The organism is Armatimonas rosea (genome assembly GCF_014202505.1).
Lineage (GTDB): Bacteria > Armatimonadota > Armatimonadia > Armatimonadales > Armatimonadaceae > Armatimonas > Armatimonas rosea.
Genome location: NZ_JACHGW010000004.1, coordinates 501,639 through 520,899 on the forward strand (window position 1 = coordinate 501,639; position 19,261 = coordinate 520,899).

General features: G+C 64.4%; 15 protein-coding genes. 4 read left to right on the forward strand and 11 right to left on the reverse strand.

From position 1 onward, the window contains the following. Positions 1 to 136 precede the first annotated feature (136 nt). Entirely contained in the window at positions 137 to 589 is a 453-nt protein-coding gene (locus tag HNQ39_RS21845; protein WP_184201917.1) for a hypothetical protein, read from the forward strand. Continuing rightward, positions 586 to 1,167 (forward strand): TMEM175 family protein, encoded by a 582-nt coding sequence (locus tag HNQ39_RS21850; RefSeq protein ID WP_184201920.1) that lies wholly within the window; start codon positions 586 to 588, stop codon positions 1,165 to 1,167. Before HNQ39_RS21845 ends, HNQ39_RS21850 begins: the two co-directional genes overlap by 4 nt. Positions 1,168 to 1,262: 95 nt before the next feature. Here the strand turns inward: HNQ39_RS21850 and HNQ39_RS21855 are convergent, their stop codons facing one another. From HNQ39_RS21855 to HNQ39_RS21870, 4 genes are read right to left on the reverse strand one after another with little or no spacing between them, the layout of a single operon-like run. Beyond that, entirely contained in the window at positions 1,263 to 4,232 is a 2,970-nt protein-coding gene (locus HNQ39_RS21855; RefSeq protein WP_184201923.1) for a proline dehydrogenase family protein, read from the reverse strand. Positions 4,233 to 4,264: 32 nt separating this feature from the next. Beyond that, the gene (locus tag HNQ39_RS21860) at positions 4,265 to 4,885 is read right to left on the reverse strand and encodes a hypothetical protein (RefSeq protein ID WP_184201926.1); all 621 of its coding nucleotides are present in this window, start codon (positions 4,883 to 4,885) and stop codon (positions 4,265 to 4,267) included. Positions 4,886 to 4,932: 47 nt separating this feature from the next. After that, positions 4,933 to 5,169 (reverse strand): hypothetical protein, encoded by a 237-nt coding sequence (locus HNQ39_RS21865; protein ID WP_184201929.1) that lies wholly within the window; start codon positions 5,167 to 5,169, stop codon positions 4,933 to 4,935. Next, positions 5,129 to 5,710 carry an ATPase gene (locus tag HNQ39_RS21870; RefSeq protein WP_221290217.1) on the reverse strand — a complete coding sequence of 194 codons (582 nt, stop codon included), beginning with the start codon at positions 5,708 to 5,710 and terminating at the stop codon, positions 5,129 to 5,131. Before HNQ39_RS21870 ends, HNQ39_RS21865 begins: the two co-directional genes overlap by 41 nt. 157 nt (positions 5,711 to 5,867) lie before the next feature. On the opposite strand from HNQ39_RS21870, the gene aspS reads away from it, so the two are divergent. After that, on the forward strand, positions 5,868 to 7,667 hold the full coding sequence (gene aspS, locus HNQ39_RS21875; RefSeq protein WP_184201935.1) for an aspartate--tRNA ligase: 1,800 nt from the start codon (positions 5,868 to 5,870) through the stop codon (positions 7,665 to 7,667). Positions 7,668 to 7,775: 108 nt separating this feature from the next. On the opposite strand, the gene HNQ39_RS21880 is transcribed toward aspS, so the two are convergent. From HNQ39_RS21880 to HNQ39_RS21890, 3 genes are all read right to left on the reverse strand, one after another. After that, on the reverse strand, positions 7,776 to 9,131 hold the full coding sequence (locus HNQ39_RS21880; RefSeq protein WP_184201938.1) for a reverse transcriptase family protein: 1,356 nt from the start codon (positions 9,129 to 9,131) through the stop codon (positions 7,776 to 7,778). Beyond that, a complete protein-coding gene (locus HNQ39_RS21885; protein ID WP_184201941.1) occupies positions 9,128 to 11,107 on the reverse strand; it encodes an SWIM zinc finger family protein in 1,980 nt (659 codons plus the stop codon). Before HNQ39_RS21885 ends, HNQ39_RS21880 begins: the two co-directional genes overlap by 4 nt. Before the next feature lie 116 nt (positions 11,108 to 11,223). Next, entirely contained in the window at positions 11,224 to 14,400 is a 3,177-nt protein-coding gene (locus HNQ39_RS21890) for a hypothetical protein (protein WP_184201944.1), read from the reverse strand. Between the two features lie 359 nt (positions 14,401 to 14,759). Between HNQ39_RS21890 and HNQ39_RS21895 the strand changes: the two genes are divergently transcribed. Continuing rightward, positions 14,760 to 15,248, forward strand: coding sequence for a methylated-DNA--[protein]-cysteine S-methyltransferase (locus HNQ39_RS21895; protein ID WP_184201946.1), 489 nt, complete (start codon positions 14,760 to 14,762; stop codon positions 15,246 to 15,248). Between the two features lie 19 nt (positions 15,249 to 15,267). On the opposite strand, the gene rph is transcribed toward HNQ39_RS21895, so the two are convergent. Genes rph through HNQ39_RS21915 form a run of 4 tightly spaced genes read right to left on the reverse strand, consistent with a single transcriptional unit; the run spans position 15,268 to position 19,234 of the window. After that, positions 15,268 to 15,981, reverse strand: a complete 714-nt coding sequence (rph, locus tag HNQ39_RS21900) for a ribonuclease PH (RefSeq protein WP_184201949.1) — start codon at positions 15,979 to 15,981, stop codon at positions 15,268 to 15,270. Continuing rightward, positions 15,974 to 16,765, reverse strand: a complete 792-nt coding sequence (gene murI / locus HNQ39_RS21905; protein ID WP_184201952.1) for a glutamate racemase — start codon at positions 16,763 to 16,765, stop codon at positions 15,974 to 15,976. Before murI ends, rph begins: the two co-directional genes overlap by 8 nt. Then, positions 16,766 to 17,380, reverse strand: a complete 615-nt coding sequence (locus tag HNQ39_RS30370) for a GerMN domain-containing protein (RefSeq protein WP_184201955.1) — start codon at positions 17,378 to 17,380, stop codon at positions 16,766 to 16,768. 3 nt (positions 17,381 to 17,383) lie between these two features. Then, positions 17,384 to 19,234: an N-acetylmuramoyl-L-alanine amidase gene (locus HNQ39_RS21915; protein ID WP_184201958.1), complete on the reverse strand. Its 1,851-nt coding sequence runs from the start codon at positions 19,232 to 19,234 to the stop codon at positions 17,384 to 17,386. Positions 19,235 to 19,261 lie beyond the last annotated feature (27 nt).

Sequence of the window (19,261 nt, forward strand, 5' to 3'; positions counted from 1 at the left end):
GTCCCCGTCTAAGGCCGCGCAAGCGCGAAGCGGGCCGAGCCCGCGAACAGGAAAGATTGTCCGGTGCGGCCACGGGCCGCTTCGCCGAAGGCGGCTTAGATGGGGACTTTCAGGCCCCGACCAATCCCGAACCAAAATGAAGCCCGACGACATTGACCTTCAGCTCCAGCATGGCACCCATGGCTGGGATTATGCACGGCTCTCCGTCAACCGCACGGTTCATGAGTTCACCCTGACGGGTATCTTCAACGATCCCCTTGAGGGGCTTGCGGAGTCGGCTGTCCGGCTTGACGCGGGCGACGCGACGGCGACGTTCACGTGGTACGAAGAGCCAGGACGTTTCGACTTTACCTTCACCCGTATCCCGACGGCGCAGCACCTTGATCGCGTGACGATTGTCGATTCGGATCGCGTGAACGTCGCCCCTATCGAGTTCACTGTCAAGCGTGCGTTCTGGCTAAAGCTCGTCCGTGCGGAGCTCTCCAAGATCATGCTTCTGGCGACCGACGAGCACTACGCCAAGAACCGAACGGTAAAAGAGCTTCCCTGGGACGCGATACAAGCTCTGTGCGGTAAAATCTCCCCATGACCAAGGGCCGACTGGAAGCGTTTAGCGATGGGGTGATCGCGATTCTCATCACGATCATGGTGCTGGAGCTGAAAGTGCCCCATGGGGCGGACTGGCCGACCCTCTGGGAGCTGAAGGATAAGTTTCTCAGCTACGCGCTGAGCTTTGTCTTTCTGGGGATCTACTGGAACAACCACCACCACTTGCTCCAGGCGGTGCGCCATGTGGACGGGCGCGTGCTCTGGGCCAATCTCCATCTCTTGTTCTGGCTCTCGCTGGTCTCGTTTGCGACCGGCTGGATGGGCGAGAACCACTTTGCGACGCGGCCTGTCATGCTCTACGGCGTGATCTTGCTGCTCTGCGGCGTGGCGTACTACATCCTGGCGCAGGTGCTGGTCGCGGTAAACGGTGAGGACTCGCACCTGGCACGGGCAATCGGTAAAGACATCAAAGGAATTATCTCCGTCGTTCTCTACCTGATTGCCGTCGTGCTGGCGTTCTGGCTTCCTGTGGGGTCGGCGGTGCTCTACGGGGCCGTGGCGGTGATGTGGCTCATCCCCGACCGGCGCATTGAGCGGGGCCTGAAGTCCCCGCCTTAGCGACGCTGCACGTCAAGCGGCCCGAGGCCGCGTAAACACGCGGTTCTCTGCGGGCTCGGCCCGCTTCGCGCTTGCGCGGCCTTAGGCGGGGACTTTTAGGCCCCGCTCTCTTCCGTGGGGGCGAACCCGCGGCGCATGACCGACTCGGTGATCGTGCGGGGGACGAGGAACTGCTGGAGGTAGTCCGGCCCGCCCGCCTTACTCCCGACTCCCGACATGCGCGCACCGCCAAAGGGCTGGCGGTCCACCACCGCGCCGGTGATCTTGCGGTTGATGTAGAGGTTGCCCACGCGGAACTCCCGTCGCACCCGCTCGATATTCTTCGGGGAGCGCGAGTAGAGCCCGCCCGTCAGCGCATACATCGTCCCATCGGCGATCGCGAGGGCTTCGTCGAGCGTGGCCGCCTTGAGGATCGCGACCACCGGGCCAAAGATCTCCTCCTGGCAGAGCTTGCCATCGGCGGGGCAGTCGATAAAGGCGCTCGGCGCGACATAGTAGCCTTTCCCGACGAGCTCCGCGGGCACGGCCTTCTGCCCGACCAGCTTGCCCTCTTGCTTGCCGATCTCGATATAGCGCTCGATCCGCGCTTGGGAGTCCGCATCCACGACCGGCGGAACATTGGTCGCCGGGTCGGCGGCGTTTCCGACGATCAGGCTGGCCATCGCCTCGCCCAGCCGGTGACAGAACGGCTCGTAGGCATCCCCGACCACGATGATTCTTGAGCACGCCGAGCACTTCTGGCCGGCAAAACCGGCAACGGAGGCGAGCGCACCGGCCACGGCCTCGTCAAGGTCCGCGTCTTCGTCCACGATAATCGCGTTCTTGCCGCCGAGCTCGGCGATGACGCGCTTAATCTCACGCTGGCCGGGGCGCACCTCGGAGGCGGAGCGGATAATGCTGAGCCCCACGGCCTTGCTCCCCGTGAAGGCGATCACGGCGACGCGTGGATCGTTGACAAGGGTCGGCCCGATCTGCTCGCCATCGCCGGGGAGGAAGTTGGAGACGCCCGCCGGGCAACCCGCGGCCTCCAGCGCCTCTTGCAGGAAGTAGCCGACACGGCATGCCTGCTCGCTAGGCTTGAGGATCACCGGGTTTCCGGCGACAATCGCGGCCACGGCCATGCCACAGAGGATCGCCAGCGGGAAGTTCCAGGGGGCGATAATCACCGCGGGACCACGGGCGTCGTAAAAATACTCGTTCCACTCGCCCGGCAGGTTGCGCTTGCGGGGCTCCGAGAGGCGCTCCATCTCAGTGGCGTAGAAGTTACAGAAATCAATCGCCTCCGCGACATCGGCATCGGCCTCGCGCCAGGGCTTGCCGACCTCGCGTACCATCCACGCCGAGATCTCGAAGCGGCGTTTCTCAAACTGCTCGGCGGTGCGACGCAGCAGATCCGCGCGCTCCTTCACCGAGACATCGCGCCAGCTCGGGAACGCCGCGCTCGCCGCCGCCAGCGCCTGCTCGGCCTGGGCAACGCTGGCAAAATGGGCCTTGGACGCCACCACGGCGGTCTCCGACGGGTCCGGGCGCTCGACGACGGTGCCTGTCTCGCGCTTGCCATTGATGACGATGGGAACGGTAAAGCCGAGGTCGGCCTTGATCTTATCTAGAGCTTCTTGCATCTTTTTCTGGTTCTCGGGGATCGCAAAATCCACCTCGGGGTTATTCATAAACTCTCCCCCCTTGCCTTTAGGTGAGGGGGGCTGGGGGGGAGAGGTGGGCTCGGCCAGCAGCGCATCGTCGGCATTGGCATCGCCGGACTTGCGGATAAAGCTATCGTTGGACGAGTTCTCGAGCAGGCGGCGGACAAGATAGGCCATGCCGGGGAGGAGCTCCCCAAAGGGGACATAGGTGCGGACCCGCTCGCCCTGCGCGGCGAGGGCGCGGCCAATGGGCTCGCCCATCCCAAAGAGCACCTGGTACTCGACGGTCCGCGGCGGGACTCCCTTTGCCTCCGCCAGCGCTTGGGCCTTCGACGACGAGCGCACATTGTGGCTGGCGATTGCCGGGCGCAGGTACTGCCAGTTGTCCAGCAAGAACTCCGTGCAGCGCTCGAAGCAGGCATCGGTGAGGGGCTTCTTCTCCCAGACCGGAACCGGATGGTGGCGCTGGGCGGCGATAATGGTCTCAAAGTCCCAGTAGGCCCCCTTCACAAGGCGGACATGGACGGGGACCCCGCGGGCGATCACCCAGTCGCGCAGCTCCACCAAGTCGTTCTCGGCGCGCTTGAGGTAGGCCTGCACGACGATACCCACATCGGCCCAGTCGGCAAACTCGGGCTCGGTGAAGATCTCGCGGAAGATGCGGTTGGTGACCGTGCAGAAGTCGTGCTGCTCCATGTCGAAGTTGACAAAGAGCCCGTGCTTCTTGGCGGCGGAGAGGATCGGGTAGAGGCGCTCCTTGACGGCCTTGACCGTGGCATCGGCGGCCATCGGGTCAAAACGCGCGTAGAGCGAGCTCAGCTTGACCGAGACATTGACCTTGGGGAGCTGGCCATAGCTGGCCTTTTCGAGCTGGTCGATGGTCGGCCAGTCCTTGGAGAGCCGCGCGAGGTCTTCAATAAGATCGAGGTACTTCTTCTGGTAGGCAAGCGCCTCGACCTCGCTGATCACGGCCTCACCCAGCAGGTCCATCGTGAAGGTCATGGGGACGCGGCGAAGGCGCTCGATCTCCTTGACGGCCTCGATCCCGTTGCGCCCAGCGATAAAGCGCCCCGCCATCATCTTCGCCCCGGTGTGCGACACGAAGTGCAACAGCGAGCGCGATGGCCCGGTGGCCGCAAGGGTGCTCAGCAGCTGAGCGCCGCCCGGTGGGAGGGAGACATCAGGACGCACCAGATACTCCATCAAGTGCCGTGCCACGGACTCGGGCGACTTGAGCGCAGGAAGCGCATCAACAAACCGAAAGAGCTCGATCTTGAGCTTCTCATCGCGCGTCGAGAGCGCCATGAGCTTGCTATAGAAAATCTCGGTCGCGCTGCCCTTCTTCTCCTGGCGGCGGACCTCGGAGAGCAAGCGCTTGCCACGTGTCTGTGTTGCTTGCTCAACCCCCATGGTAGTACTCATGGGGGCATTCTACCACATTTGTTCAGACTGTCCTAATTTTGTGGCCCGGGAGCGACACTCTGGATGATCTTCTCGTAGACCGGCTTGAGGGTCGCCCAGTCGCTCTCGGCGCAGCTGGCCCGCACGGTGTAGCGCTTGTCGCCCCCGAGAATCGTTACACGGTAGCCATGAATCGCCAGGCTGCCATCCTTGGCCGTGAACTCCGAGAAGCGCCCCTCACCCGTCGGGGACTGCAGCGGCTTCATCGTCCCGTCTTGGTAGTCCTGGAACTTCTTGCTCAGCCCCTCGCCCTGGGCATCGTGGAGACGCTCGACCGCGGGCTTGGTGCTGGCCTTGACCGCCGCCCCCAGCCCACCCGGGAGCCCCTCTGCGAGGCTTCCCATCTGGGCATTGCTCGCGTTCATCATGTCGCCCATCAGCGAGCCCACGAGGTCGCCCCCGATTCGGACATAGGCAGTGCCGCTGGTGAGCTCGATCGAGCCCGCATTGCCTCCCGCCTCGATCTTGCCCTCGCCGCGCCAGCCCTGTGGCCGCAGGTACTGAAAGGCATTGCTTGGCCCCACCGCAGGCTTGAGCTCCGGCGCCGGAATGGGCTTGCTACAGCCCGCCACGAGGCCCCCTACCACAACAACGATCCCAAGTGTCTTCAACATCGACATTAAACTCCTCTGTTTTGTGGGACACAGCCCCCCCAGAGAAGTTACGCAGGATGCTCCGTTTTTTCCTTCCCCTCCTCGGCGGACTCTGGCGCAAAATCGGGGATATCCTCGGGCTCGACCTCGACCACCTTACCGTCGCGCCAGACCACGACCGACTGCTGCCGGCGCTTGTGGTCCGTCAGCGCGGCCTGGACACCGGCCTGAAAGGCCTTCAGGACAATCGGAAGGTGGCTCAGCTCAAAGGACTTCTTCGGTTGGTTTGACTCGTCGCTCGACATAGTTTGCTCTCATCTGACGCCAGGCAGCGGGCTGTGGCGTCGTTCCGTAGGCGATCACCCCGGGGTCGTCCAGGGTCGTGTTGTCTACCACCAGCCACTCATCGGCCAGGGGCTGGTAGAGATCGTAGAAGCAGCGCAGGCCGCTCTCCCAGCGGCGGCGGATGGTCTTCTCGGGGATCGAGTGCCCGCCGGTTCGCACCCGCTGGCGCACACGAGCCACCGCAAGCTCCGGGCTGGGGAGATAGAGAAAGTAGAGGTGCACCTGGTAGCCTTGCTCCCGCAGCTTCACCACCCGCACCGCCAGCGCCCGCCCGGAGAGGGTGGTCTCCAGCGCAAAGTCCCGCCCCTCGCCCGCCAGCAGATCGAGCCGCTCTAGGAGCAGCCGCCCCGCCCGCACCTCGACTCCGTCCGGGTCGGTCAGGCGCAGCTCCTTGGCGATCTCATCGGCGTTGAGGTACGGCATCCCCTCCGGCAAGAAGGTCCGCGCAATCGTGGACTTCCCCGAACCGTTCGGCCCCGCTAGAATGATCAATCGCGGCATGGACTGCATTGTACCGCCCCCATAGAGATCGCCCCCGTTAGAGGGGGGCGTCTTGCTGTCGCTGCGCGACACGAAGGCCTCTGGCCATAACTGCGTTATCTGGGGTTCGCGATATAATGACCCTTACGCGCCTCTGAGGAGGCACAAGGAGGTTTTTGTGGCATTTGCAAGCTGGCAGAGGACGATAGACTGCGGCGCTTTGCGCGTCGAGCATGTGGGACAAGAAGTGGTAGTCAATGGCTGGGCCAATAGTGTCCGCGACCACGGTGGGGTTGTCTTCATGGACTTGCGGGACCGCACCGGTCTCGTGCAGATTGTCGCCGATCCGACCCGCAATGTCACCGGCCCCGAGGCCCACGCCATCGCCGAGAAGGTCAAGAGCGAGTGGTGTATCTCGGTGCGTGGCCGTGTCGCGGCCCGCCCCGATGGCCTGGCCAACCCGAACTTGGAGACGGGCAGGGTGGAGATCGAGGCGATTGAGATCACGGTCTTCAACGCCGCACGGACCCTGCCCTTCCAGCTCGACGACAAGAACATCAACGAGGAAGCGCGCCTCAAGTACCGCTATCTGGACCTGCGCCGCCCTGAGATGTACCGCAAGATGCACCTGCGCCATGAGATTGTCCGCGCGGTCCGTGAGTACTTCTACAAGAACAACTTCCTCGAGATCGAGACCCCCGTTCTCACAAAATCGTCGCCTGAGGGTGCCCGCGACTACCTGGTTCCCTACCGCCTCCAGGCCGGGAAGTTCTACGCCCTGCCCCAAGCCCCGCAGCAGTTCAAGCAGCTCCTGATGGTGGCGGGGATGGAGCGCTACTTCCAGATCGCCAAGTGCTTCCGCGACGAATCACAAAGGGCAGATAGGCAGCCGGAGTTCACGCAGATCGACCTTGAGATGGCCTTCGCCACGCAAGACGATGTGCTCGGGATGGTCGAGGGCCTGATGATCGAGGTGGTGGAGAAGTTCACCGAGAAGACGGGCAAGACCATTCTCTCCAAGCCCTTCCCGCGCTTCTCCTACGACGAGGCCATGCGCCGCTTTGGCACCGACAAGCCCGATATTCGCTTTGGGCTGGAGCTGATCGACTGCGCGCCCTACCTCACGGAGACGCAGTTCGCGGTCTTCCAGCAGACACTCGCCAATGGCGGCCAGGTCAAGGCCGTGCGCTATCCTGGTGGTGCGAGCATCCCCCGCCGCGAGATGGACGAGCTGGGCAACCTCAGCCGCGACTGGGGCGCCAAGGGCATGGCCTACTTCCTGGTCGACGACGAAGGCAAGGCCACCAAAGGCCCGGTCGCCAAGTTCCTCTCCGACACCGAGAAAGAAGCCCTCGTCACCGCCGCCGAGGCACAACCCGGCGATCTCGTGGGCTTTATCGCCGACCAGCCGGAGACGGTCGCCAAGGTGCTGGACCGCCTGCGCCGCTTTATCGGGGACAAGCTGGGCCTGATCGACAAGAACAAGCTCGCCTACTGCTGGATTATCGACTTCCCGGTCTTCGAGAAAGACGAAGAGACCGGCAAGCTCACGTTTGCGCACAACCCCTTCGCCATGCCCCAAGCCGACGACCTCGACAAGTTCGAGACCGACCCGCTGGCGATGCGTGCCCAGTGCTACGACATGGTCTGCAACGGCACCGAGTGCGCCTCGGGCGCAGTCCGTATCCATGTCCCCGAGATTCAGGTGAAGGTCTTTGAGAAGATGGGCCTGACCCCCGAGCAGATCCAGAGCCGCTTCGGGCACATGCTCGACGCCTTCGCGCTAGGCGCCCCACCCCACGCCGGGATGGCCCCCGGCCTGGACCGCCTCGTCATGCTCCTCTGCGACGAAGAGAACATCCGCGAGGTGATTGCCTTCCCCAAGATGGGCGGCGGCTACGACCCGATGATGGATGCCCCGTCGGAAGTGGAGCCCGAGCAGCTCAAGGAGCTAGGGATTTCAGTTTCCGGGGATTAGAAATCCCCGGCATGAGCTTTTGGGAGCGTCCCGTGGACGCAGAAGCGAACAAGCTCTGCGCGTCCTCGGGCCGCTCTTTTTCGGGAGACGGGTATTTCAATGCCCGTCTTATCGCACCAGCCACGAATGCGCCGTGACCAGCTTGTCGGCGAGTTCGGGGCGCACCATCTTTATGAACGCGAGGTAGCCCTGGCAGTAGGCTTGGGCGCTGCGGCCCAGGCGCTCGCTGACCTTATCGAAGCCCTCGGTGTCGCAGTGGTGGAGGATCGCGCGGAAGCGCCGGACATCGTCGCGGGAGAGGCGCACACCTTGCTCGCCGTTGACCACGAGGCCCGTGATGATCTGGCGGTCCGACGACCGCAAGACCTGGGTCTTCTTCTCATTCACCGTGAGTTTTTCATCGGCGACGATCTGCCGCACGAGGGTGAGGAGCAGCCCCACGGGCGCACTACCGTCGGCGTGGGAGAACGTCAGGTCGTCGGCGTAGCGCGTGTAGACAAACCCGAGCTTCTGCGCCGCGCCGGTGAGCCGCTTGTCCAGCTTCTCCACGAGCAGGTTGGAGAGCGCCGGGCTCGTGAGCGCGCCTTGCGGGACGCCACGTGGCCCCACCGCGACAAACTTTTTCTCTCCGTCGAACTCCACGGCAACCCGTGGGCAGTCGGTACAGAGGAGCGCCAGAACCGTCGCGACTCCCTCGCTGTGGCCCAGGTGCTCGAAGTAGTTCTTGACTCGCTTGACGCCCAGCGACGGAAAGAAATCCTGCAAGTCCACTTTAACCACGACGGATTTTCCCGTGTGCGGCTCGGCGTTCTTCACCACCGACGCGCCGGGCGAGAAAGCCATCGCGGCGGCATGGGGAGCTTGATTGGCGAGAATCTCACTCAGAATCCAGCGCTGTGCCTGGCGCAGCTTGCTCTTGGGTGAGGCCAAGACGCGCTTGCCGCCACGCTTCTTGGGAATCGTAAAGAGGGAGTAGTGCCCTGTCTTCGACGCGGGCCGCTGGTAGCAGAGCCACGCCAGCTCGCGCTCGGTCAGGCCCATCGCCGCGCACAGCTTCTCGATCTCCCCCTCGACAAAGGTCAGGCCGCCGGAGACACCGCGCCCCAGATGCGGCAGTGCCGTCCGTCGCCAGAGCGCGTCTTGCTCCTGCTTCTTGACCCGCGCCGCCTCGCGTTCAACTTTCTTCACCACCCGCGCCGCACGCACCCGCTCGATCCGCTTGCGCCGAATCTCTGCCAGCAGTGCCGGGACATCGCCGCTCTCGCGAATCGCCTTCTCCACTCCATCCAGCTCGCGCCGGACACCCACCAGCTCGTCGTAGAGGGGCCGCAGCTTCCGCTCCGCCTCCGCCGACTGCTCCGCGATCTCCGGCGACGGTGGCCAGAACCCGAGGCGCACCATCTCCTCACGGATAAAGGCATCCTTGCCGATCTCTTTCAAACGCTGTCGCTCTGCCGCTGTCATGCGATGCTTCCTCCCAGTAGTGCCAAGAACTCATCCTCGGTCATGACGGGGATTTTTAGCTCCTGTGCCTTCGCGAGCTTGCTGCCCGCTTTGTCGCCTGCTACCAAATAGTGGGTGTTCTTGCTGACGCTCCCCGACGCTTTCCCGCCACGCTGGACGACGATCCCCTCGGCCTGCTCGCGGGTGAACTTGGTGAGCGCCCCGGTGAAGACAAAGGTCTTGTCGGTGAAATCGAAGGCATCGGCGCTACTCGTGTCGGCTTTCTTGGCAGCCTTGGCCCCCAAAAGCTGCTGCGATGCCAGCCCGACCGCGGCGAGGATATGGGCGCAGGGGCCCTTTCGCAGCTTCTCGCGCTTGAAGAACGAGCAGGTACAGCTCGCAAAGCGCACACGGCCATCGTTGTCGAGATCGAGCGTCACCGCGAACTTGGCCTCGCGCCGGGTCTCCCCGCCACGGACCCAGGCCCGGAACCGGAAGGTCGTGTCGTCGGTGCGGGCGGTGAGGGTGGAGAACGCTTCGTCCTCGTCGGTGTCCTTGAGGAAGCTCACACCGCCGGTCTGGACGATCCGCCCCGCCAGCCTGCTGCGCTGGTCTTCGTCGCTCACCGGGGTGGGAAACGGCAGGAGCTGACGCCAGCGGTAGCAGGAGTCGGCGAGGTCGTACATCGCCATCCCCGTCGCGCAGAGCTTCTGGAGCGCCGCCGTCGCGGTCTCCGTGGAGAGATCGGCGATGTCGGATGGGACGAGCTTGAGGCGTTTTTCGAGCTCCTGGGATGCCTTGGCAATGTCACCGTCGCTGGCTTGCCCCGTGGCAGCGAGCACGTCGAAGCGGGCCGCACTCGACCAGTCGTTCTTGGTCCAGCCCGAGACCCCAATATCGAAGCGGTGGCCGTCGAGCGTGATGCTCCAGTACGACGGCATCCCCGTCCCTAGAAAGCGCGCGGTCACCGAGTCAGCGTGGGGCAGGAGGTCGGCAAAGGCCAGCAAGCGCCGCCGCCCCCAGAGCCGAATCTCGGTGGCCGAGTCGCCGGTGTACGTATGGACACGCTCTTTGATCACCGTCCCCCACGGCTCGATCGTGATGGTCGGGCACTCGCCAGGGGTGAGCTGAAAGCGCAGCGAGCGCGGGCCGGTCTTCTCCCGCTCGCGCTGGAGTGCCGCCAGGACCTCGGAGAGCGTCTCCGGCGAGAACGGGACCTCAAGTGCCGGGTAGACCGCAGCGGACTGCACTTGCAAGAAGCCGCGCACCCAGGTCGGGGGTAGGTCGATCTTCTTCTCTACCCGCTCCCCCGCTCCCGTGGCGATACTCACCCCCTCGGCCGCCACCGAGAGAAACGCCGGCCGATACGAGCGAATGCGGCGCATCTCATCGGCAAGGGCGCTGGAGTAGTCAACATTGGTCGTCCCGTAGCGCACGTCGCCGAGCACCTCGAGCTTCTCCCAAGGGACGGTCACGCGGCCATACGACGACTCATCGAGGCTAAATACCTCGAAGACCACGCAGTCCTCGTGGACCGAGACGACAGGATCGAGCACCCACCAGGCGTCCATATCGTGCTTGCGGAGCCACTGGAAGTACTCGTAGCGCTTGTTGTAGAAGTCCTTACTCTGGATGGTCTGCTCCAGCGGTCGAATCTCCCTGCTGAGGTGCTTGAGTCGCTCTTTCAGGCGTCCCTGCTTCTCTTTCAAGCCCGGCAGAGCACGCAGCTTCGCTCCCAGCGTGGCATCAAGCTCCTCCAGATAGCGCTCCTCGACCCATTTCTGGTAGCCGCTGTGATCTTTGTTCTTGCTCCGCAGGTCCGACGACACGACATTGTAGAGCGCCAGCATCACCCGAGCATAACTGCGGCTGTCCTTGATCTGCGCCGTGAGCTGCACCCCCGGCCGCGATGCCTCCGCCGTGAGCCCCATCCGTAGCGCCCCGGAGTCGTCGATTCCCGCGTGGGATGGCCGTGCATAGCTTTGTGTTACTTCCATGATCCTACCCCCTAACCCCCGCCCAGCGGGGGGACAATGAGGAAATTCGTTTTATCCCCCCCGCCCGCGAAGCGGGTACAAACAGCCTTCGGCTGCGGGGGGTGGAGGGCTGGTGTTCACACTGACAGCCCCTCGACAGTCTCTCCCGCCAGTGCCCGCTTGGTGAGCTGCACCAGCGCCCACTCCGCATCCCGTGTGCTCCCTGCTCCTCGGGCAAGGGCGAGCAGAGTCGCCACATCGACCTGGCCGTCTGGCGCCGCACTCTCCTGACGCGCTTTCACCCGCTCCTTCGCCCGCCGCGACTTGTGGCGCGCCCGTAGCACCGTGCGGTCGAAGCTTGGTGCAGAGGCATCCCCGGCGACCTCCGCGGCAAAGGCCTGCATGTCTGGCTCGTCGTGCTCAAAGAGGGCGAGTGCCAGCCTTTCGCCCGTGAGCGCTTTTGCCGTCGCGAACTGCCGCCCGTAGGCTCGCACGGAGAACACAGGGCTGTCACAGAGCGCCAGCGCACGGACCTCCAGCTCCTCTGGGCTACTCGCCTCGAACCAGCGCTTGCCCACGGCGACACTGCCGGGAATCTCGCACTCCAGCAAGCGCAGAGCAAACGGCAAGCGTATCGTCCGCCGCCCCACCATCTCCAGCGCGGGCGCTCGTACCTCGGCGAGGGCGTGGGTTGCTGCCGTGAGCAGAAGTCCTTCGTCGCTCTCCAGCTTGGGCCAGTGCCGCACGAGCCAGCGCCCTAGGAGCGGCCCGAGCGCCGACTCGTGAATCTCGAGCAAGCGTGCAGCCTCCTCACAGGTCAGCAGGCACTCCGTGATAGTCGCGTCGTTGAGGACACGCATCTCGAGGTTTCCCACCAAGTCGTTTTTCAGCGCCTCGGGCAGGGCACTCCAGAGCTCGGTGATTCCGATGCCCTCGCGCAGGTTTCGCACCCAGCCATCGCGGATTCTGCCCCAGACCCCCTCCTCGGCTGCAGCGATCAGGCGAAGGGTCGCGCTCACCGGCAGTGTCTGGGTGAGTGCCGTAAAGGCCTGCGTGTCGAGAATCCCCACCAGGAACGGGCGCTCTATCAGTGCCGTGGCCAGCTCCCCCGCCGTGTAGCCCGCCCGCCCGAGAGTCGCCAGAGCGTAGGCCGAGTTCATCGCAGTCTGGAGCGCATCGTTTACGGACGAGGCGAGTAAAAGCTCGTCCCAGAGCTCGCGGAGGCTCCCTTCTGGTGTCGCGGAGGCAGCCAGAACGCGCCAGAGACTGCCCCGTACGAGGGTGCTCTCGTGCTCCATGAGCTCAAACGGCTCGCCCAGATCCTTCCCCGCCGCTCCCGTTTCCAGCGCGACCAGCAGGGGCTCACGGTCTATCTCACGAAGGTGTGGCAGAACCTCCAGCCACTCCTCCAGTGTTCCTTCATCCACCGACATCGCGGCACGAAGCGCCAGCTCCCGTAAGTTCGCCTTACCCGAGGCCAGCAGGCCTGGCACGAGACGGATCACGGCGGTTCCGCCGACCGCCTCCGGGAAGTGCTGAGCGACAAGTCCGGCAATCGCACCAAAGCGCCTGAGTTTCGCCGGATCGCTTGCCCGAAGAACACACTCGACGAACGCGGCTTTCCACTTGGCATCGCCCTCGGCTTGGCGCAGGATTGTCGGCAAGAGCGCGGTGCGCTGGCGGGCAATCGCTCTGGCAAATCCCAGTGCAGCCCTCTCGGGCGTGAGCTCTTTCGCCGCAACAAGCTCCCGCACCCCATAGGCCGTGAGCAACAACGAGGGTGTCACGACTCCCGCACCCTTGGCATCCGGCACGGTCGCCTTTGCGGCGCACAGGGCTTTCAAGGCAAGCTCCCGCGCCTGCCAGACCGCCTGCTCACTCAAGTAGAGCTGCGCCGCCTGCTCCGGGTGGGCATCCCACGCCGACCGGCCACGCTCCTCCCGCCGGCGGATCGAGAGCTGGAGAGGTGCTTTCTCCACAAGTGCCCCGCGCCCATGGCTCCGCTGCTCAAAGCGCTCCCCTCCGCCAAAGAGCAGGTCCCAGGCGACCCAGTTGCGTGTTGCGTCCAGTGGCTCGGTAAGGCCCATGAGGGTCTGGAGCGCAAGCTCCACAAAGCGAGTAGGGTCGGTCTGGGCCAGCCCACGAAGGTAGCGCCGCGCCCGTCGCTTCATGTAGCCCAGGGTCTTGGGCGATGGCGGGGTGCCGTAGGGTGCCGGGCGCTCGGGGTTTGCCATGCTCAGCAGGGACACCCCCTGCCAGGAGTGGGTGTAGAGCCAGCCCTCCGCAGCCGCGAGGGCGTAGGGATGATCTCGCAGAGGACGGGAAGGCTTGAGGTCGTCACCGCGCGCATCGACCTGGGAGACCATGGCGCTCCCTCCCACAAAGACCATGCCTTCGCGAGCCAGCAGGGAGACATCTTGGTACGAGTAGCCCAGCGAGACCTGACCTGTCACCCGCGGGGTACGGAGCTCCGTCAGATCGATCCGGTGCAGCGTGGTATCGTGGCCACTGCGTGACTTGGTGGTCACAAAGAGGGTCCGGTTCTCCAGTGCCATCGTCCGGCTTTGAGGAAGCGCAAGCTCGCCCATGGGAAGGGGGCGTGCAGGGTCGGTGCTGTCCAAGACCTTGATCCCCGCGGTCATGGGGAGGCGGTTCCAGGCAAACCCCGCGCCCTCACCCAAGACCACCAGAAATCCCTCGCCCAGCACGACCTGCCTTGCCCCCCGGTGCTCAATGGCCGTGCCCGCACCGTGGATATCGCGCAGATCCACAACCCGTAGCTCTTTGTTGGAGAGGACGTAGAGATAGGGAAACTGAGCCGCGACACTGACATTGGGGAGGCTCAGCTGCGCGAGGGGCTTGAGGGTCTCACGCTCCGGCTCAAAGACCTGGATGGTGCTGGCAGATGCCACGACGATCAAGGGGCCACACCAGAGCACCTGGCTGACCTCCCGAACACCTCCCTCCAGTCGTGCCATCCCGATTTTTTTGGGTTGCAGGCGGTTGGCGACATTAAAGTCCAACAACGAGAGATACGGGTTGTTCCAGGAGCGGTTCAGGGCGACCGCGAGGCGATCTCCCTGAGCCGCCATTGCAAAGAGACGCTGAACCCGCCCAATGTTCACCCGCGGCCGCTCGACGGTCTGGCTCAAGGGAGCACTATCGAGCCGCGCGATCAGTGCGCCCAGGAGCTCGGGGCTGGCCTGCGGATCGGCTTCAAGTTTTTTATAGAGGGACTTGAGCTCACGCCACGCACCAAAGGTAAGGGGAGACTCTCGGACAAAACGACGTAGATCGGTATCTGGCTCGGGCATGGTCATCTCCGACACAAATAGGAAAGCTGTGTCTGGGTGGAGGGCGGAATCGCTACTATCCTGCAGGGACCGGCGACGATCACTGTAGGCGCAGGCCGCACTAGTGGCGGTCTACGGGGCGTGGCCGCAGGCTCCTCAGCGCGAACGGTAGACCGCCACTAGTGCGGCCTGCGCTGAGTCGCATCGGCGACCGGTGATGTAAAGCGAGCTTTACGGCCACCACGACGAAGCATCGTGGCTCAAACCCGAAGGCTTGAAAGGCTAACGATTTTAGCTCCGCCCTCCACGCCAAACACTACTCCGAGTATGCCCAAGCCGGAAGCGTTCTGTCAATTCTTTTTTGTGGCATACTAAGCGCTGTGATCTACTTCACCGAGCTTGCGACCACGCTCTGCCCACTCCGGCTGACGTCCCATGGCGAGGCGCTCACGGGCCTCTACCTGCTCCCCGACCACCGACACGCCCCCAGAGTCACCCCCGACTGGCAAGAAGCGCCAGCACTTCCGGTCTTCCAGCAAGCCGCCGCGCAGCTGACCGAGTACCTGGAGGGCAAGCGCACGGGCTTTACTCTGCCCCTTGCCCCCGCCGGCACAGCGTTCCAGCGCCAGGTCTGGGCGGAGCTGGAGCAGATTCCCTACGGCCAGACCATCTCCTACGGCGAGCTGGCACGGCGGATCGGCAACCCCAGCGCCTCACGCGCGGTCGGGCTGGCCAATGGGAAGAACCCGCTCTCGATTATCGTCCCCTGCCACCGCGTGGTCGGGGCAACAGGGAAGCTCACCGGCTACGGCGGTGGGCTGGAGCGAAAAGCTACGTTGCTCGCTCTGGAAGGGATCACGGCACTCTAGGGAGCCGCGATCCCCAAATCTACGGTGCGAGAATCTCGCCGAGGGCCTCACGCTGCTTGCGGAAGAGGGTCTCCAGCCCCACATTGGCGGTGTCGAGCAGGCGGTCCATCTGCTTGCGGTCGTAGGGGCGCCCCTCCGCCGTGCCACGCACCTCGACATACTTACCCGCCCCCGTGGCGACAATGTCCATGTCCACCATCGCGCGGGAGTCTTCCTCGTAGCAGAGATCGAGCAGCTCCACGCCGCCCAAGATCCCCACCGAGACTGCGGCAACCGAGTCGGTCAGTGCGGGCTTTTTCAGTCGGAGTGTCTGGAGCGCCTCGGCAAGAGCGACATAGCAGCCCGTGATGCTCGCGCACCGGGTTCCCCCGTCCGCCTGGAGCACGTCGCAGTCGAGGGTGATCATCCGCTCTCCCAGGGCCTTGAGGTCCACCACGGCACGCAGGCTCCGTCCCACCAGCCGCTGGATCTCCACCGAGCGCCCATCGGGCTTGCCGGTATCGCGCGGCTTGCGGTCCTTGCCAGAACGAGGGAGCATTGCGTACTCCGCTGTCACCCAGCCCTCACCTCGTCCTTTTAGCCACATAGGAACCCGCTCTTCTACCGTCGCCGAGCAAATGACCTTCGTATTTCCCATCGAGATCAGACACGATCCCTCCGCATTGGGCATGAAGCCACGCTCGATCTTTACCACCCGTAGGTCAAGGTTACCTCGACCGTCCACTCTAGGCATTCTCTAACCTTCCATTCTTCCAGACCAGCGGCAGCACACTCGGCCGCTGCTCCGCACTCAGTATAGCCTGTGCACTACGAGAAAACACCGTCGGATTGCCAGAAGTATATAGCAAAAGCCCCGGCATTTGTGTCGGTTTCACAAGTTCGACCACACGACGTGCCACAGCAGAGCCCGTGTCGATGAGCGCGACCTCAGGGCCAACCAGCTTCTGTAGCGGCTCACGGAGGGCGGGAAAGTGGGTACAGCCCAGCACCAAGGTATCGGCACCAGCTGCCAGCAGGGGCTCGACATCGCGCCGTAGGAGGGCGCGTGTCTCGGGGGTATCGAACGCTCCCGCCTCCACCGCCTCGACCCAGCCCGGACAGGCACGCGTGAGGACCGTGATATCCGACGCAAAGCGATCAAGGAGCGCGGCAAAGCGCGCACTCTGGAGGGTTCCGACCGTGGCGAGCACTCCGACAGTCTTGGTCTTTGTGGCGGCGGCGGCGGGCTTGACTGCGGGCTCCATGCCGATAATGGGAGTGGTGGGAAAGCGCTCGCGCAGATACCCGGCAGCGGCGGCCGTGGCGGTGTTGCAGGCGATTACCAGCGCCGTGCAGCCCTCCGCGAGCAGAAACTCGGCTTGGCCCAGGGAGAGGCGACGGAGCTCCTCCTCGGGGCGGCTACCGTAGGGGGCGTGGCAAGAGTCACCGACATAGGCAATTGCCATCGTCGGCAAGAGCGCCTGGATCTCCCGGACGACCGTCAGGCCCCCCAGCCCCGAGTCAAAAACCCCGAGCATCTATTTTTTCGGAACGGGAAAGGGCTCGAGCAGGGACTGCATCCCGCCCAGGCTCTCGATCGCCTGGCCATCGACAAAGATCTGCACCTGCTTGATCCCAGGAAGCTGTGCCCCCACGGCAACCAAGGCATTGACCACCAGGAGCTCGGCGCGATCCCCGCCGGAGAAGTTCTCCTTGAGCTCGGGGCTCAGGTCGAGGAGCGCGGTGTCACCGGTTACTTTCAGGCGCAGGAGCCGGGTGTCCTTCGGCAGAGGCGGGTTCTCTCCCTGGGCCATGGAGGCAATCGCCGCGGCCAGCCGGGTGAAGTCGTCCCCCACCGCCTCCTTGGTCTCAGGGCGCAGGACGGGACCATCGGGGCCATCCACGATCCGGTAGACCGTCACTGTGTTTTTCTTCTCGGCTCCGGCCTGGCCCGGCTCTGTTGGGGAGGGGGTGGGGAGAGAGACAATGGGCTCGGGCGTGGGCCCCGGTGCATCCGGCGGCGGGGTCGATCCGGGCTGGTAGGGGCTGACATAGACCGGCTTAGAGCGACCGGAGAGCAGCGCGAGAGCGCCCAGCCCCATGCCCGCGAGCAGAGAGAAGAGAACAAGGAAAATACGCTTCTGGTTCGACACGCTCTATTTTACCGAATTCTCCGGCACCTGATTCTCGGGTGCGACGGTCAAGGAGGGCAGCCCGTACTCGCGGCGTGGCTGCGGTTTGACGTACTTGGTGAAACGGGCGGGGTTGGCGGCAAAGTAGTCCGCAATCCCCTCCGCGATCCCTTCGGCTGCCTGCTGCTGCACGGTGGGATTCTTGAGGGCGGCGTAGTCGCTACCGTTGCTCATGTACCCCAGCTCGACAAGAACCCCGGTCATCTGGGAGTTGCGCAGGATCGCATAGCCTTTCTCCGGTGCATTCACGGAGTCCGAGCGGGCACCTCGCAAGGGAAGCGCCTCCCCGACCTTCTCCTTGACCTTGGCCCCGATAAAGCGGGCAAGGTCACGGCTAGTCTCTTCCTGGCGGTGGAAGTAGACCTCGATCCCCCGCACCGTGCGGTTAGGCCGACCGTCGTTGAGGTGCACGGAGACAAAGATATCGGCATTGACCCGGTTGGCGATAATGGCACGCTCTTCCAGGCCGGGATCAAAGTCGGAGTCACGGGTGACCACCACATTGGCCCCCATCGCCTCTAGGTTCTGCGCCACCATCAGCCCGATTGGGAGGGTCAGGCTCCGCTCAAAGACCCCGTCGTCGCCTCGGTTCCCCGGAGAGCTACTGCCCCCATGCCCGGGGTCCACGACAATGGTCTTCCCCGCCAAGGGGCCATCGGTCTTGCGCGGCGTCAGCAGGTCTAGGAGGAGCCCACCGCCCTTGCTGTGCTTGATCGTGAAGCCGACCTGGCTCGCCAGCTCCACCACCAGCCGCGCCGCGCTTGCCCCAACCGGCACGAGGTGCGCAGACTTGATCAAGGGATGCTTGACCTCGGCCAGCGCCGCCGCGGCGCTCTTGGCAGACTCCGAGAGGTAGATATTACCCATGTCCAGGGTGAGGGTCTCGTTCTGGAGGGTTGGGCGCACCGCGGGGAGGCGATTCACCTCCAAGGCAAAGCGCAGGCGATCGTCGCCCACCGCCGTCGCAGCCACCCCCCGCAGCACCATCGGGGCCGGCAGCGACGGCTTCCCGACGGTCGGTGTGGGCTTGGGCGCGACCGCCACCGGAGGCAGGCTTCCCTCGCTGAGGGTCGGGGTGCCCGGCGCGGCGATCACGGCATTGAGGGTTGGCTTACCCTCGCTCCAGGTCAGCGCCAGCGGCTCGGCCAGATCGACGATCAGCCGCGCGGTGTTCTCATCGAGCTGCTGGGTGCGCACCCCCAAAATCTTTGGCGAGGTCTGGGCCAGCTGGCGAGGCAGCTCCCCGAGAGTCGCCCCTGAAATATCCACGATAGCGCGAAGCCCCTCGCGCTCTAGGGTCACCTTGGGAGAGATCGGCAGGCCAGCACTCACCCGCAGCGAGTCGCCTTGTAGCCCCACCGCCAGCAAGATCGAGCGGACGGTCAGGGTCGTGGACTCGGCATCGTAGGAGAGCGAGGCGATCCCCATGGACTTCAGCACCTCGACCACATCGACAAAGACTCCCCCCGAGCGCTCAAACGGCCCCTGCCGCGCCCCCACCATCACGAGGTTTCGGTCCGCGCAGGAGAGCTTCACCGAGCTGCCCTCGACCGTGGCGACAATCCCCAAGGGAGCAAGCGACTCTGGTGCCACACAGATGGCATTGTCCCGGGAGTCCCGATACGGCATACGGCTCGGGTTGGCGACCGGAAGCGGCATCGCTCCATAGAGAACCCGGATGGTCCCTCCAAATCGGCTCGCCCAGAGTGTCCCCGGCGTGGGCTTGGGTTTCGATTTCTGCGCCTGTGCGGGGAGCCCGAGAGACAGCCCCGCAAGTCCGGCAGCAACAACAGCGCCTATTTTCCTCTGCGGCATCCGATGGAGTTCCCCCTTAAGCCAGTC

Coding starts and splice junctions, on each gene's coding strand:
- HNQ39_RS21870 (WP_221290217.1), bottom strand. CDS start 5,710: ATGCCGCGATTGATCATTCTAGCGGGGCCGAACGGTTCGGGGAAGTCC.
- murI (WP_184201952.1), bottom strand. CDS start 16,765: ATGCTCGGGGTTTTTGACTCGGGGCTGGGGGGCCTGACGGTCGTCCGG.
- HNQ39_RS21880 (WP_184201938.1), bottom strand. CDS start 9,131: ATGACAGCGGCAGAGCGACAGCGTTTGAAAGAGATCGGCAAGGATGCC.
- HNQ39_RS21855 (WP_184201923.1), bottom strand. CDS start 4,232: ATGAGTACTACCATGGGGGTTGAGCAAGCAACACAGACACGTGGCAAG.
- HNQ39_RS21845 (WP_184201917.1), top strand. CDS start 137: ATGAAGCCCGACGACATTGACCTTCAGCTCCAGCATGGCACCCATGGC.
- HNQ39_RS21915 (WP_184201958.1), bottom strand. CDS start 19,234: ATGCCGCAGAGGAAAATAGGCGCTGTTGTTGCTGCCGGACTTGCGGGG.
- HNQ39_RS21885 (WP_184201941.1), bottom strand. CDS start 11,107: ATGGAAGTAACACAAAGCTATGCACGGCCATCCCACGCGGGAATCGAC.
- rph (WP_184201949.1), bottom strand. CDS start 15,981: ATGCCTAGAGTGGACGGTCGAGGTAACCTTGACCTACGGGTGGTAAAG.
- HNQ39_RS21865 (WP_184201929.1), bottom strand. CDS start 5,169: ATGTCGAGCGACGAGTCAAACCAACCGAAGAAGTCCTTTGAGCTGAGC.
- HNQ39_RS21860 (WP_184201926.1), bottom strand. CDS start 4,885: ATGTTGAAGACACTTGGGATCGTTGTTGTGGTAGGGGGCCTCGTGGCG.
- HNQ39_RS21850 (WP_184201920.1), top strand. CDS start 586: ATGACCAAGGGCCGACTGGAAGCGTTTAGCGATGGGGTGATCGCGATT.
- HNQ39_RS21890 (WP_184201944.1), bottom strand. CDS start 14,400: ATGCCCGAGCCAGATACCGATCTACGTCGTTTTGTCCGAGAGTCTCCC.